The following is a 14,083-nucleotide window of genomic DNA, read 5'->3' as shown; positions in this document are numbered from 1 at the left end:
CCGCCATGTCCTCCTCCACCCTCTCCGGCGCCACGCCGCCGGGCGCCGTCACCTGGCCGGCCTGGGCTCGCCAGGCCGCCTGGACCGCCGCGCCCTGGCTGCTGCCCCTGACCCTGATCGTGTTGTGGCAGACCGGCGCCAGCCAGGGCTGGATCTCGCCGCAGGTGCTGCCCCCGCCCGCCTACGTCTGGGACACCCTGCGCGACCTGGCCACCAGCGGCGACCTGTGGCTGAACACCCGGGCCAGCCTGCAACGCGTGCTGGTGGGCTTTGCCCTGGGCAGCCTGCTTGGCTTGCTGCTGGGCACGGCCATGGGCCTGTCGCGCCGGCTGGAAGCCTACGTGCTGCCCACCTTCAATGCGCTGGTGCAGATTCCCGTGCTGGCCTGGCTGCCCTTCGTGCTGCTGATCGTCGGCATCGGCGAACCCCTGAAATACATCCTGATCGCCAAGGCCGCGCTGGTACCCGTCACGCTGAACACGTTGCAAGGCTTTCGCCAGGCCAGCCCGGCGCTGCGCGAAGTGGGCAGCGTCTACGGCTACAGCCGCCGCCAGGAAGTGCTGGAAATCGTGCTGCCGCTGGCCCTGCCGACCCTGTTCACCGGCCTGCGCCTGGGCTTCACCAAGGCCTGGCTCTCGTTGGTGGTGGTGGAACTGGTGGCGTCCAGCGAAGGCCTGGGCTATCTGATCGTCTACGGCCGCCAGCTGTTCCAGCTGGACCTGGTGATGGCCGCGGTGATCGTGGTCGGCGCCATCGGCTACGCCATCGACCGCCTCCTGGACTGGGCCGAGACGCGCCTGATCCACGGCCGCCGCGCGGCGCGCCTTGTCCCCACGGAGGCCCGTCCATGAGCGCATCCCTGTCCCCCGCGCGGTCCCGCGACGCCGCCGAACTGGCCGCGTCCCAACCCCTGGCCGTGCGCGGCGCCGGCCGCTGGCGCGGGCTGGTGCTGCCGGTGGCCGCCATCGTGCTGTGGTGGCTGGCGGCGCGCGCCGACCTGGTCAATTCCGCGCTGCTCGTGTCGCCCGAGAAAGTGCTGGCCACCGCCGTCGACCAGATCCTGGGCGGCAAGTTGTGGCGGGCGCTGGGCGCCAGCCTGGGCCGCGAACTCACCGGCTTTGCCATCGGCACCGTCTCCGGCCTGGTGCTGGGCGTGCTGTTGGGGCTGTCCCCGGCGTTCAACCGGCTGGTCGGCCCCAGCTTCAACACCTTCAAGCAGATCTCGCTGTTTGCCTGGATCCCGCTGATCTCGGTGTGGTTCGGCCTGGGCGACACCGCCAAGGTGGTGTTCCTGTCGCTGGCCGCCCTGGTGCCCGTGGTGGTCAACACGTGCGACGGCGTGCGCAACGCGCCGGCCAAGCTGCTGGAAGTGGCGCGCGTCTACCAGTACAGCCGCTGGCAGACCTTCACCCAGGTCGTGCTGCCGGCGGCCGCGCCCGCCATCTTCACCGGCGTCTACCTGGCGCTGATCTATTCCTGGCTGGCCACCATCGGCGCCGAATACCTGCTGGTGGCGGGCGTGGGCATCGGCAACCTGCTGATCGAAGGCAGCGAACACTTCCAGATGGACCTGGTGATCTTCGGCATGTTCGTCGTCGGCCTGGTGGGCTGGCTGATGAACGCCCTGGCCCGCCTGGCCGAACGCCGGCTTGCGCGCTTGCGCGGCCAGGACCAATAACCCGCGGGAAACCTCAAGCATGGCTCAAGACAATTCGCTGGACCTGGAACTGCAATCCGTCGGCAAGCGCTACCCCAGCGCCCAGGCCGAAGGCGGCGTGCTGCAAGTGCTGACAGGCGTGGACCTGGCCATCCCGGCCGGGCAATTCGTATCCATCGTCGGCGCCAGCGGCTGCGGCAAATCCACCCTGCTGCGCCTGATCCTGGGGCTGGACGACAGCTATGAAGGCGCCATCACCCTGGGCGGTCAGCCGGTACGCGGCACCAGCCCCGAACGCGGCATCGTGTTCCAGGACCACCGCCTGTTCCCGTGGTTGAACGTGGCGCAGAACATCGGCGTGGGCCTGCGCAACGCCAACCTGCCGGCTTCGGAAAAGCGCGACCGGGTGGCCGAGCACATCGCCCTGGTGGGGCTGGAAGGCTTCGAACAATCGTATCCGCACCAGATCTCGGGCGGCATGGCGCAGCGCGTGGCGATCGCCCGCGGCCTGGTCAACCGGCCGCGCGTGCTGCTGCTGGACGAACCGTTCGGCGCGCTGGACGCCCTGACCCGCGCCCGCCTGCAGACCGAACTGCAACGCATCTGGCAGAAAGAACGCATCACCATGATCCTGGTGACCCACGACGTGGAAGAAGCCGTCTACCTGGGCGACCGGGTGGTGATCATGCAACCGCGCCCGGGCCGCATCCGCCGCATCGTCGACGTGCCGCTGGCGCATGCCCGCAACCGTAGCGACCCGCGCTTCATCCGGCTGCGCGACGACGTGCTGTCCGACTTCCTGGAACCCGATGGCGCACCCGCCGACGACAGCCCGCCGCTGGGCGTGGACGCCAATGCCGGGGTGCCGGCGCTGCCGTCCCTGGCGTCGCTGCGCATGGCCTGGTAGCGCAGGCAGCACGCAAGACGCCTGTCAATGGCGTACCGACTGCCAGCCCTTGCCGGCGTTGCCATCGCGATATCGACCGCGCGATCCCTGGACACGGCGTCCACGGATCGCCATGCCGCTTTCATTCCCTTCCGCATTCCCATTTTTGGAGTTCGCCCCATGTCCCGCTCTCCTCGCCAGATCAAGCTAGGCGCCTTCCTGATGCAGACCGGCCACCACATCGCCGCCTGGCGCCACCCCGACGCCCAGGCCGATGCGCCCATCAACTTTCGCCATTACGCCGACCTGGCCCGCCGCGCCGAGGCCGCCAAGTTCGACGCCGTATTCCTGGCGGACTCGGTGGGCGTGCGCAATACCGACCTGCCGTCGCTGTCGCGCACCGCCCGCAGCGACCACTTCGAGCCGCTGACGCTGCTGTCGGCCCTGGCCGCCGTCACCGAGAGAATCGGCCTGATTGCCACCGTGTCCACCACCTACAACGAGCCTTACCACGTGGCGCGCAAGTTCGCCTCGCTGGACCACATCAGCGGTGGCCGCTCGGGCTGGAACCTGGTCACCTCCAGCGGCCAGGGCGAAGCGCAGAACTTCAACCTGGCCGAACACGTGGAACACGCGCGCCGCTACGCCCGCGCCGCCGAGTTCCACGACGTGGTGCTGGGCCTGTGGGACAGCTGGGAAGACGACGCCTTTCTGCGCGACAAGGCCAGCGGCCGGTATTTCGACCCCGCCAAGCTGCATCCGCTGAACCACCGCGGCGAGCATTTCTCGGTGCGCGGGCCGCTGAACGTCTCGCGCTCGCCGCAGGGGCGCCCGGTGGTGGTGCAGGCCGGCGCATCCCCCGCCGGCCGCGACCTGGCCGCCCGCACCGCCGAAGTGATCTTCGTGGCCCACCAGACCTTCGACGAGGCCCAGGCCTTCTACCGCGACATCAAGGGCCGCGCCGCCGCCTACGGCCGCGACCCCGATGACATCAAGATCATGCCGGGCATCTTCCCGGTCATCGGCCGTACCCAGGCCGAAGCCGAAGAGAAATTCGCCTGCCTGCAAGACCTGATTCACCCCGTGGTAGGCGTGCAACTGCTGTCCAACATGATTGGCGGCTTCGACCTGTCGCGCTACCCGGTGGACGGCCCGCTGCCCGAGATCCCCGAAACCAACGGCGGCAAGAGCCGCCAGCAACTGCTCGTCGACCTGGCCCGCCGCGACGGCCTGACGATCCGCCAGTTGTACCTGCGCATTGCCGGCGCGCGCGGCCACCAGCAGGTCGTGGGCACGCCCACCAGCGTGGCCGACCAGTTGCAGCAGTGGTTCGAAGAGGAAGGCGCCGACGGCTTCAACATCATGTCGCCCTGGCTGCCGGGCGGGCTGGATGATTTCATCGAGCTGGCCCTGCCCGAGTTGCGGCGGCGCGGGCTGTTTCGGACGGAATACGAAGGCAGCACGTTGCGCCAGCACCTGGGACTGGCGCGGCCGGCCCATCGGGCGACATCCGGGCCGCCCGCGAGCGCGGCCGGCCAGACGCCTGCCCCCCAAGCCGCGCTAGCGTGATTCGTCCTACATTTGCCTCGCCCCCGGCCAGCGCCGGAATTTTAAGAATTATCTAATTTTCGACGGTCTTGCCGAAGCTGACGATGGAACACCTTCCAACCTAACCGCCCGGGCCGGATACGCCCCACCCGCTTGTTGCGCCAGCCGCTGGTTCCGGCAAACGTCAAGCAGGGTGGGGGACGCTTCCTGGTCTTGGGCCAAGGACGTTTCCATGCGCTTCGCGTTGCCTCCCGTCGCTGCCAAATGGCTCGCCGTTTCCTTGCCCGCCCTGTCCTCCCCCGTCTGGGCCGCGGACGTCATCGCCCCTGACAACACCGTGCACGGCCAAATCGTCATCAATGACCCCGCGGGTCAAGGCCGTTTCCACATGGGCGCCTCAAGCGAAGTCCGCTACGACGGCCCCGGCGCCGCCATCGAGGTCTCTGGCGCCGGCAATCGCTTTGAATCGGTCCCCAGCTTCACGGTTCAAGCCACCAGCCCCACCGACTACACGCAGGGCATCCGCGCTACCGCGGGCGGCGTCGCATCGTTCTCCCAAGGGGTATTCAATACGCAGGGGCATGCGCTGGAGGCCGGCGGAGCGAACAGCCTGATTGAATCGACCGGAGCCAACAGCCAGTTCACGACCTGGGGCGATGGCGCCTACGAGGCCCATGCCGCCTATGCCCACGATGGCGGCCGGATCACCGCCGTCAACAGCACGATCGTTGCCAATGGGGTCGGGAGCATCGCCGTCCGGGCCTCGGACGCGAACTCCTCCATTGTCCTGCACGACACCAGCGTCCTGTCCCTGCATGGCGAGGCGATAAGTGTCGCTACGCAAGCCAGCGTCACCATGGTGAACGGCGCCCTTCGCACGACGGGCCGCGGCGGCTCCGCCGTCAGGGCCTACGACCCGGGCACCACATTCTCTGCCACCAACACAACCATCGATACCGCGGGTGTCTACGCCTACGGCGTGCTGGTCTCCAATGGCGCCAGCGTCACCCTGGATCGCGTCCGACTCGATACCACGGGTGCACGATCCTCCAGCATCTGGAGCTACCACCTCGATCCCACGCAACACACCACCGTCACGATCAGCAACGGCAGCCGGATCAATACCCAGGACGGCTACGGCTTCAACGCCAGCGGCGGCAGCCATACCTTCCTGGTGTCGGACTCCACCCTCACCTCCCGCATTGAAGGCGATCTCGCCATCGGTGAATTGCTGCACACGGATTTCGTGACCAGCACCGTGGGCGGCGTCAGCACCATTACCAACAGCCAGCAGATCACGCTGGACGCGACCCGCTCGGTGCTGACCGGCGATGTCGTCGCCGCCGACGGCACCGTCGACGTCTCGCTCAAGCAAGGCACCGTGCTGACGGGCGCCCTGAAGCAACGCGCCACGGGCCACATCAATGCCCTGACCCTGGACGCCGACAGCACCTGGAACGTGCGCGGGGATTCGTCCCTGGGCACGCTCGTCAACGCCGGCACCGTCGCCTTCGTGCCCCCGGCAAGCAGCACCGACTTCAAGACCCTGACCGTCCAGAACTACCAGGGCGGCGGCACCCTGGTGCTCAACACCCGCCTGGGCGATGACACCTCGGCCACCGACAAGCTGGTCATCGATGGCGGTTCGGCCACGGGCAACACGGCCCTGCGCGTCATCAACGCCGACGGCGCGGGCGGGCAAACCGTCACCGGCATTCGCCTGGTCGAAACACTCAACGGCGGCACCACGGCCGCGGACGCCTTCCACCTGGATGCGGCCTCGTCCGGCTTTCGCGCCAGCGCCGGCACGCTGGCGGTCAACGGCTATGAATACAGCCTGGTGCGCGGCGGCCATGGTGGCGTCGCGACCGATTGGTACCTCACGTCGTCCACGGCATTGGCCCCTGACCTGACAGACGCCCCGGCCACGGCCGGGCAAGCGCTGTGGCCGCAGCGGCCCGCCGCGCGCAACGTCTCGCCTGAAAGCGGCGCCTATCTCGGCAATCGCCTGGCCAGCGCACGGTTCTTCTCCCACAGCCTGCGCGATCGCGTGGCCGCGCCGGGTTATGGCGGGGCTGCCGCCTATGCAGCGACCGGCACCGGCGGCGACGGTGGCGACGCCTCCGCAGACACCCGCGCCCTCGACAACGCCGGGCGCGGTCTGTGGACCCGTGTCGAAGGGCGACAAGACAGCGGGCTGCGCATGGCCCAAGGCCGCGTCAACATGGACACCGACAGCACCATCCTGCAAATGGGCGGCGACCTGATCAAGGCTCCGCTTTCCCAGGGCGGCGCAGTCTATGCCGGCCTGATGGGTGGTTACGGTGACGCCCGCACCACGTCCAACTCGACCTTGCGGCGGCCCGATGGCGCCACGGCGCAGGTGCGCGCCCGCGGCAAGGTGTCCGGCTATTCGGTCGGCCTGTATGGCACCGTGTATCAGAACGACGCCACCCGCATGGGCGCCTACGCCGACACTTGGCTGCAATTCGGCCGCTATGCCAACCAGATCAACAGCGAACTCGGGTCCGCACGCTACCACTCCACCGTCTGGAGCGCCGCGGTCGAGGCCGGCTACGCCGTCAAGCCCTTCGCCGACGGCTCGACCCTGGGCCCGGTCGTCGTCGAACCGCACGCCCAGCTGATCTACAGCCGCTACGACGCCCAGGACGCCACCCTGCAAGGCACCCGCCTGCGCAGCGGCAGCGACAACGCCTGGAACTCGCGCATCGGCGTGCGCCTGTATCCGCAAGTCGCCCCCAACGCGCCCGCGGTGCGCCCCTTCCTGGAAGCCAACTGGCTGCACAGCTTTGGCGACCCGTCGGTCAACATGGGCCCCAACACCCTGGACGCCGCCCTGTCGCGAAACAGCCTGGAACTGAAGCTGGGCGCCGAAGGCCAGGTCAGCCGCGCGGTGCAGGTGGCGGGCCATGTCTTCGGCCAGGCCGGCAACAGCAACCAGCGCGGCTACGGTGGCATGGTGAACCTGGGCTATCGCTGGTAGCCGCCAGCCCGCCTATGTCACAAGGGAGGCGCGCCCTGCGCGGGCGGCCTCCCATTTTTTTGGCGGACCGAACCGGCCTGACTTGGCAGAAGGCACGGCCAGAACGATCCTCACAACCTCGGTCAGGGTTCACGATAAGTGCAATAAGAACGTTTCTCATTATAATGTGCGACTGTTTTTCATTGCCCTCTCTTGCCCCGCATGACCGCCATGATGCTTGCCGAGACCGTCGTCGCCCACTACCGCGAACTGGTCGACTTCCTGTCGCGCCGCACCGGCTCGCGGGATGCCGCGCAAGATTGCGCCCAGGAAACCTGGATCAAGCTGGCCCGGGCGCGCACGCTCAAGGCCCCGGTCGACAACCTGCGCGCGTACGTCTTCCAGGTGGCGGCCAACCTGGCCATCGACTTGCAACGGCGCGACACGGCCGAACAGCGCAAGCAGGCGGTCTACGCGCAGTCCCAGGTCGCCGGCCAAGCCGCCCCGGACACGCTGGACGTGGCCGCCATGCGCCAGACCATTGCCCGCCTCGAAGCCGCCATCCTGCGCCAGCCGGTGCGAACCCGGCAGATTTTCCTGATGCACAAGATCGACGGCGACAGCTACGGCGACATCGCCCAGGCGCTGGCCGTCAGCGTCAAGACCGTCGAAAAGCACATGACCCGGGTGCTGCTGGCCTGCCGCCTGGCCATGGCGGACGGCTGACATGGACGCCGTGGAACAAGACGCCGCCCGCTGGGTGGTCCGCCGCAACGGCGCCGCGCCCGACGCCCTGCCCGATACCCGCTTCGCCCGGTGGTATGGCGCCAGCGAAGCGCACGCCCGCTGCTACGACAGCGTGGCCGCGCTGTGGCGCCAGATGAACCAGGTGAACGGCGACGCCCTGCGCCAGGACCTGGCCCGCGACCTGCAACGCCGCAAGCGCCGCGGCAAGATCGCCGCCGCCGTGACCTGTAGCCTGGCGTTCTGCGGCCTCTTCCTATGGCAAAGCGGCGCCTGGTGGCGCTGGCAGGCCGACGCCGTCACCGCCGCGGGCGAAATCCGCGAAGTGGTGCTGGCCGACGGCAGCCGGGTGCTGCTGGACGCCCAATCTGCGATCCGCAGCGACCTGTCGGGCACCGAACGCCGCGTGACCCTGCTGCGCGGCCGGGCGCTGTTCACCGTGGCCCGCGACCCGCAGCGGCCCTTCGTGGTGGTCACGCCCGAAGCCCGCGCGACGGCGCTGGGTACGCGCTACGAGGTCAGCCGCCTGCAGCCCGACACCACCGATGTATCGGTGCTGGAAAGCCAGGTGCGGGTCGATTGCGCCGTCTGCGCGCCCGGCACCGTCGCCCAGGTGCTGTCGCCCGACCAGCACGCCGGCGTCAAGGCCAGCGGCATCACCGTTACCCCGGTGGATGCCGACGCGGCCGCGGCCTGGGCCGAGCGCAAGCTGCTGCTGCGCGATGTGCCGCTGGCCGACGCGGTGGCGCAGCTGAACCGCTACACCGGCATGACTACCTGGGTCGAAGCCGCCGCCGGCAAGCGGCGCATTTCTTCCGTGGTGGCCGTGGACAACCCCGACGCCCTGGCCGCCCTGGCGGCGGCGGCCGGCGTGTCGGTGCGGCGCTGGGGGGCGTGGGCCTGGATCGGCGACGGCCAATGAATTTTTGAAGATAGGGGTAGGGTCGCGGGCCGTTGGGGGCGTCTTACCAGGAAATCCCCATTACCAAGCACCGAGACCCGACCTCCATGTCCGCACGCACGCCGCTGTCCCGTCACCTGCTGTCCCGCTCCAGTTCTGCCCCGGCATCGATCCACCATCCCCACCTGCCGCGCCCTGGCGCGTCGTCCCACTCCCCTGCCCGGCCCCATGGCCTGCGGCGGTTCAGCTACCACGCGCCCCTGGCATTGGCCTTGACGCTGGCGTTCGCGGCATCCGCCCAGGCCCAGACGGTGCCAGCGGCGAGCCAAGGCGCCAGCGCCCGCGCCGTCTCCGTGCGCAGCCAGCCGCTGGACGCCGCGCTGCTGGACCTGGGCCGCCAGCTTGGCCTGCAGATCAGCTTTCCGGCCGCGCTGACCCAGGGCAAGACGGCCGCGGCCCTGAACGGCACGCTGGCGCCCGCCGACGCCCTGGAACAGGTGCTGGCCGGCACGGGGCTGGCCTGGCGCTACACCGGCGCCGACACGGTGCTGATCGAGCCCGCCCCGGCCCCCGCCGCCGCACCCGCCGTGACCAGCACGATGGACACCGTCGTGGTCGTGGGCGGCTACACCCCCACCAGCATCAGCGAACTGCCGCGCACCGTCTGGTACCTGGACAGCCAGCAGATCGAAGAGCAGGCCCACGGCGGCGCCTCGCTGTCGGAAATCCTGGGTAGCCTGGTGCCCAGCCTGGACCTCGGTTCGCAAAGCCGCACCAACTATTCGCAGAACATGCGCGGGCGCAACGCCCAGATCATGATCGACGGCGTGTCGCTCAATTCCATGCGCAACATCAGCCGCCAGTTCGATTCGATCTCGCCGTTCAACATCGAACGCATCGAAGTGCTGTCCGGCGCCAGCTCGGTCTATGGCGGCGGTGCCACCGGCGGCATCATCAACATCGTGACCAAGCGCGGCGCGCCCGGGCCCGCCTCGTTCACCAGCGAAGTCGCCGCCCGCAGCGGCTTTGACGGCAGCGACGACCACGACTGGCGCGTTGCCCAATCGGTCAGCGGCGGCTCGGAAAAAGTCTTCGGCCGGCTAGCCGTCGCGTATTCGCAGAACGGCGCCGCCTACGATGCCAACGGCAAGCAGGTCACCCCCGACACCACCCAGACCGACCTGCAATACAACCGGTCGCTGGACCTGTCCGGCACGCTGGACGTGCAACTGGCCGAGAACCAGAAGCTCAAGCTGCTGGGCCAGTTCTACAACTCGGAATTCAACCCCGGCAAGGCGCTGTACCTGGGCAACGGCCTGCGCGGTGGCCTGGCGCTGACCGGGCCGGCCGATCCCAGCCAGCTGGACATCCGCAACGGCTTCGACTCCGACGTCAAGCCCGCCACCGAGCGCAGCATGCTGGCGGCCGACTATTCCGCCAACAACATCCTGGGCGGGCAAGACCTGTACACCCAGGCCTACTGGCGCCGCGAAAAACTGGATTTCTATCCCTTCCCCAACCAGTTCACCTACAACGACGGTACCTGCGCCACGGCCGCCGCATGCAAGCGCGGCTACTACTACGGCGCCTCGCAGCAGAATACCGACGCCTGGGGCCTGAAAGCCGTCCTGACCAAGGACTGGGAAGCCCTGAAGCTGACCTACGGCGTGGAATACGCCCACGAGAAATTCAACGGCGGCTCGGCCTATTTCGACTGGAACAAGGCCGTGGCCTCGGGCGGCCTGAAGTTCGACAAGCTGTACGACATGCAGCGCTACCCCGACTACCAGGCGCAGACCTGGGCCGCGTTCCTGCAAGGCGATTGGCGCGTCACGCGCAGCGTCACCCTGAGCGGCGGCGTGCGCCAGCAGCGCAACAAGGTCGAACTGGGCGACTTCGTGCCCGTGCCGCAGCAGATCCTGGTCAATAGCGGCGTGGGCCGCAGCGCCGACAAGATCCCGGGCGGCACCAACGCCTACAACACCACCCTGTTCAATGCCGGCGTGCTCTGGAAGGTCGATGACAGCCAGCAGACCTGGCTGAACTACTCCGAAGGCTTCGACCTGGTCGACGTGGCCAAGTACTACGGCAACGGCACCTACCGCCTGCAAGGCGGCAACTGGAACCTGCTGAACGCCGTCACCATCAACGGCTCGGAACTGGCCAACATCAAGACCCGCCAGATCGAACTGGGCTGGCGCGGCGACTACGGCAACTGGCGCCTGCAGACCGCGGCGTTCTATGCCTGGTCCGACAAGGCGCTGGCGATCCAGCCCATCTCGCTGTCCATCGGGCTGGAAGAGCGCAAGGTGCGCAACTACGGCATCGAAGGCCAACTGGCCTATGACTTCAACCCGCACTGGAGCGCGGGCGTGAACTGGCTGGCGATCCGCTCGGAACAGCAGCAGGCCGACGGCGGCTGGGCCAGGCAGACCATCACGCTGGCCAGCCCGTCCAAGGCGTCGGTGTTCGGCGCCTGGCGCTCGGGCCCCACCGCGCTGCGCCTGCAGGCCAACCGCAACTTCGACCTGACCGATGGCCAGGGCAACCGCATGGAAGGCTACCTGACGTTCGACCTGTTGGGCAGCTATGACTTGAAGCACTACGGCACCCTGAGTTTCGGCGTGCAGAACCTGTTCGACCGCAGCTACCAGACCACCTGGAGCCAGCGTGCGCAGGCGCTGTACACCGGGCTGATGACGCCGGAATCGTTGCAGTTCAACGGCCGCGGACGCACGTTCGGGCTGGCTTATACCGTCAAGTACTAAGGCCAACGCACGCCTTGGCGCCTGCGCTGCGGGGTATGGCCCGAGGCGGCGTGGCCGGCTGACGATATCAACGCCGCTCATACCTGATAGGCAGTTTTTGATATTGATGAATGGACGCGGCGGGTTCATCATGGCGGGCGACCCGCCTGGGCCGGCCCAGACGGGCCGACGCTTTCGCCTAGCCCCTCGCCATGACACAAAAACCCCTGGCCATCCTGCAAATGGGCCGCCCGCCCGAAGACCTGCGCGCCTCCCACGGCGAACAGGGCGACTGGGTCTCCGCGGCCCTCTCCGGCCTGGACCTCCCGCTGACGATCGAATACCCGGCCGACGGCCACGCCCTGCCCGATCCGGCCCGCCTGCGCGGCGCCGTGCTCACCGGGTCCTGGTCCATGGTTACCGACCGCGAACCCTGGAGCGAACGCACCGCGCAGTGGCTGCGCGAGGCGCTGGACGCGCAACTGCCGCTGCTGGGCATCTGCTACGGCCACCAGTTGATGGCCCACGCCTTCGGCGGCGTGGTCGACTACCACCCCCGCGGCCGCGAAATCGGCCTGCACACGGTGCGGCGCCTGCCGGCGTCACACGACGACCCGCTGCTGGCCGGCCTGCCCGACCACTTCGCCGCCCACCTGACGCACGAGCAAAGCGTGTTGCAACCGCCTGCCTCGGCCGCCGTGCTGGCCGGCACCGACCACGACCCGCACCAGGTCCTGCGCTACGGTCCGCAGGCCCTGTCGGTGCAGTTCCATCCGGAATTCACGCCCGCCGTCATGGACGCCTGCCTGGCGCGGCGGCAAGATTTCCTGGCCACGCAAGGCCATGACGTCGCAGCCTTGCGGGCGGCCCTGGCGCCCACGCCCCATGCGTTGCAGATCCTGCGCGGCTTTGCCGTGGCCTGTGCGGGATGACGATACCCACGCGCGGCACTTCCCATCGCCCCTGCCCGGCTTCCTGCTTGCGGTCGACGCGTGAACGTCGAATCACGCCATGACGTACCTGCTGTGGTCCCTGCCTGCCCTGGTCGTCATCGGCGCCATCGCCAGCGGCCGGCTCAACACCACCCTGGCCGCCGTGCTCGGCCTGCTCACCGCCATCCCGGTCGCGCTGTTCGCGGCGCCCGGCGCTTTCGGGGGTGGACCGCTGGGCCATGCCCTGGCTCGCGGGCTATGGATCGGCGCCATCATCACGCCCTACATCCTGGGCGGCCTGCTGTTCTGGCAGATGGCCTCGCGCGCCGACCGTGGGCGCAGGCCCGCCGCCACGTCGGCAGGTTCACCGTCGACGCCAACGGCCGCGCCCTCCGGTCCTCACGTCACGCCAACGGCTGAGCTCGCGCCCATCGCAGACGCCATTTCCCCTACCGACCTGCTGGCCCGTCGCCGCCTGCTGTTCTTTGCCTGCTTCCTGGTCGGCCCCTTCGCCGAAGCGGCCACCGGCTTTGGCGTGGGCATGCTGGGCACGGTGCTGCTGTTGCGCCCGCTGGGCTTCAAGCCGCGCGAACTGATGGTGTTTGCCCTGCTCAGCCAGACGCTGATCCCGTGGGGCGCCATGGGCAGCGGCACGCTGCTGGCGTCCGCCTATGCCCGCGTGTCGGCATCGCAATTGGCCCTGTACGCCATGGTGCCGGTCGCCTTGCTGATGATCGTCTGGATGGCGCTGTTCTGGCTCACCGCGCGCCGCGCCGGCCTGTCCACCACCCGAATGGAACAGGCTCGCGAAGCCGTGTGGATGCTGGCCAGCCTGGGGTTGCTGACCGCCGCCACCGCCCTGCTCGGTCCCGAAACCGCGCTGCTGGCCGCCTACGGCCCGCTGATCGTGCTGCGCTTCGCGCTGGACCGCCGGCCCGGCCGGGCCCAGTTGCAAGACGCCGCGCTGGGCGCCCTGCCGTACATCGTATTGATCGCCTGCCTGGTCGCCACGCGCCTGGCGCCCGCCCTGAACCAGGGTCTGGCCGGCCTGGCCCGCTTCAGCCCCTACGCCGACCTGCCCAGCTGGACGCCTTTCCTGCACGCGGGCAGCTGGCTGATCGCCGGCGCCCTGCTGATGGCCGCGATTCGCCGCCAACCCGGCCTGCTGTCCACCAACGCCCGCCACGCCTGGACCACCGGCAAGCATGCGGTGCTGTCGGTCTTCCTGTTCGCCATGATGGCCGAAGTGCTGGCCGGCGCTGGCATCTCGCAGGCCTTTGCCGATGGCCTGTTCCGCACCATGCAGGACTGGACCCTGCTGATGACGCCGCTTCTGGCCGGCGCCTTCGGCATCCTGGCCAACAGCGGCAATGCGCCCAACAGCCTGTTCATGCCGTCGCAACTGTCGCTGGCGCTGCACGCCGGCCTGAGCGTGCCGGCGGCGGCTGCGCTGTTGCACGTGTCCGGCACGTCGATGGGGTTCTTTTCGCCGGTGCGCATGTCTATCGCCGCGGGTCTCGCGCAAGGTCGTGGCCAGGAACGCGCAGTCTATGCGCAGCTGCTGCCGTTTGCCGTGGCGGCGTTTGCGATCTTGCTGGCGTTGGCCTTGCTGCTGGTGTTGGCGGGATAACCGGCCGACACCGCACCGGCCGGTGGCAGCGGGCGGCGACGTGCTAGCGGGAATC

At 68.8% G+C, this 14,083-nt stretch carries 10 protein-coding genes; all 10 read left to right on the top strand.

Annotated elements, in window-relative coordinates; all coding sequences use genetic code 11:
- Window positions 1-5: 5 nt before the first annotated feature.
- The 10 genes from AC6LJ2_RS18315 (at window position 6) to AC6LJ2_RS18270 (ending at window position 14,028) form a co-directional block, all read left to right on the top strand.
- Window positions 6-851, top strand: coding sequence for an ABC transporter permease (locus AC6LJ2_RS18315; protein ID WP_498151877.1), 846 nt, complete (start codon window positions 6-8; stop codon window positions 849-851).
- The gene (locus AC6LJ2_RS18310) at window positions 848-1,678 is read left to right on the top strand and encodes an ABC transporter permease (protein WP_498151876.1); all 831 of its coding nucleotides are present in this window, start codon (window positions 848-850) and stop codon (window positions 1,676-1,678) included. Before AC6LJ2_RS18315 ends, AC6LJ2_RS18310 begins: the two co-directional genes overlap by 4 nt.
- A gap of 19 nt (window positions 1,679-1,697) precedes the next feature.
- Entirely contained in the window at window positions 1,698-2,564 is an 867-nt protein-coding gene (locus AC6LJ2_RS18305) for an ABC transporter ATP-binding protein (RefSeq protein WP_263914616.1), read from the top strand.
- A 159-nt stretch (window positions 2,565-2,723) separates the two neighbouring features.
- Window positions 2,724-4,112, top strand: a complete 1,389-nt coding sequence (locus tag AC6LJ2_RS18300) for an LLM class flavin-dependent oxidoreductase (RefSeq protein WP_498151875.1) — start codon at window positions 2,724-2,726, stop codon at window positions 4,110-4,112.
- Window positions 4,113-4,323: 211 nt separating this feature from the next.
- Window positions 4,324-7,095 (top strand): autotransporter family protein, encoded by a 2,772-nt coding sequence (locus tag AC6LJ2_RS18295; protein ID WP_498151874.1) that lies wholly within the window; start codon window positions 4,324-4,326, stop codon window positions 7,093-7,095.
- A 210-nt stretch (window positions 7,096-7,305) separates the two neighbouring features.
- A complete protein-coding gene (locus AC6LJ2_RS18290; protein ID WP_445659076.1) occupies window positions 7,306-7,800 on the top strand; it encodes an RNA polymerase sigma factor in 495 nt (164 codons plus the stop codon).
- A 1-nt stretch (window position 7,801) separates the two neighbouring features.
- Window positions 7,802-8,740 (top strand): FecR family protein, encoded by a 939-nt coding sequence (locus AC6LJ2_RS18285; RefSeq protein ID WP_445659077.1) that lies wholly within the window; start codon window positions 7,802-7,804, stop codon window positions 8,738-8,740.
- Between the two features lie 86 nt (window positions 8,741-8,826).
- Complete coding sequence (locus AC6LJ2_RS18280) at window positions 8,827-11,487, top strand: TonB-dependent receptor (protein ID WP_498151873.1); 2,661 nt, start codon at window positions 8,827-8,829, stop codon at window positions 11,485-11,487.
- A gap of 191 nt (window positions 11,488-11,678) precedes the next feature.
- A complete protein-coding gene (locus AC6LJ2_RS18275) occupies window positions 11,679-12,398 on the top strand; it encodes a glutamine amidotransferase (protein WP_445659079.1) in 720 nt (239 codons plus the stop codon).
- Between the two features lie 79 nt (window positions 12,399-12,477).
- A complete protein-coding gene (locus tag AC6LJ2_RS18270) occupies window positions 12,478-14,028 on the top strand; it encodes a hypothetical protein (protein ID WP_498151872.1) in 1,551 nt (516 codons plus the stop codon).
- Window positions 14,029-14,083 lie beyond the last annotated feature (55 nt).

Source organism: Achromobacter sp. 1014246743 (genome assembly GCF_059760725.1).
Note: the sequence above shows the minus strand (reverse complement) of the source record. Positions and strands in the feature narration are given on the sequence as shown.

What these genes read in the sequence shown, in the direction of transcription:
- AC6LJ2_RS18315 (WP_498151877.1), top strand. Translation starts at nt 6, where the DNA reads ATGTCCTCCTCCACCCTCTCCGGCGCCACGCCGCCGGGCGCCGTCACC.
- AC6LJ2_RS18280 (WP_498151873.1), top strand. Translation starts at nt 8,827, where the DNA reads ATGTCCGCACGCACGCCGCTGTCCCGTCACCTGCTGTCCCGCTCCAGT.
- AC6LJ2_RS18270 (WP_498151872.1), top strand. Translation starts at nt 12,478, where the DNA reads ATGACGTACCTGCTGTGGTCCCTGCCTGCCCTGGTCGTCATCGGCGCC.
- AC6LJ2_RS18275 (WP_445659079.1), top strand. Translation starts at nt 11,679, where the DNA reads ATGACACAAAAACCCCTGGCCATCCTGCAAATGGGCCGCCCGCCCGAA.
- AC6LJ2_RS18305 (WP_263914616.1), top strand. Translation starts at nt 1,698, where the DNA reads ATGGCTCAAGACAATTCGCTGGACCTGGAACTGCAATCCGTCGGCAAG.
- AC6LJ2_RS18285 (WP_445659077.1), top strand. Translation starts at nt 7,802, where the DNA reads ATGGACGCCGTGGAACAAGACGCCGCCCGCTGGGTGGTCCGCCGCAAC.
- AC6LJ2_RS18290 (WP_445659076.1), top strand. Translation starts at nt 7,306, where the DNA reads ATGATGCTTGCCGAGACCGTCGTCGCCCACTACCGCGAACTGGTCGAC.
- AC6LJ2_RS18295 (WP_498151874.1), top strand. Translation starts at nt 4,324, where the DNA reads ATGCGCTTCGCGTTGCCTCCCGTCGCTGCCAAATGGCTCGCCGTTTCC.
- AC6LJ2_RS18300 (WP_498151875.1), top strand. Translation starts at nt 2,724, where the DNA reads ATGTCCCGCTCTCCTCGCCAGATCAAGCTAGGCGCCTTCCTGATGCAG.
- AC6LJ2_RS18310 (WP_498151876.1), top strand. Translation starts at nt 848, where the DNA reads ATGAGCGCATCCCTGTCCCCCGCGCGGTCCCGCGACGCCGCCGAACTG.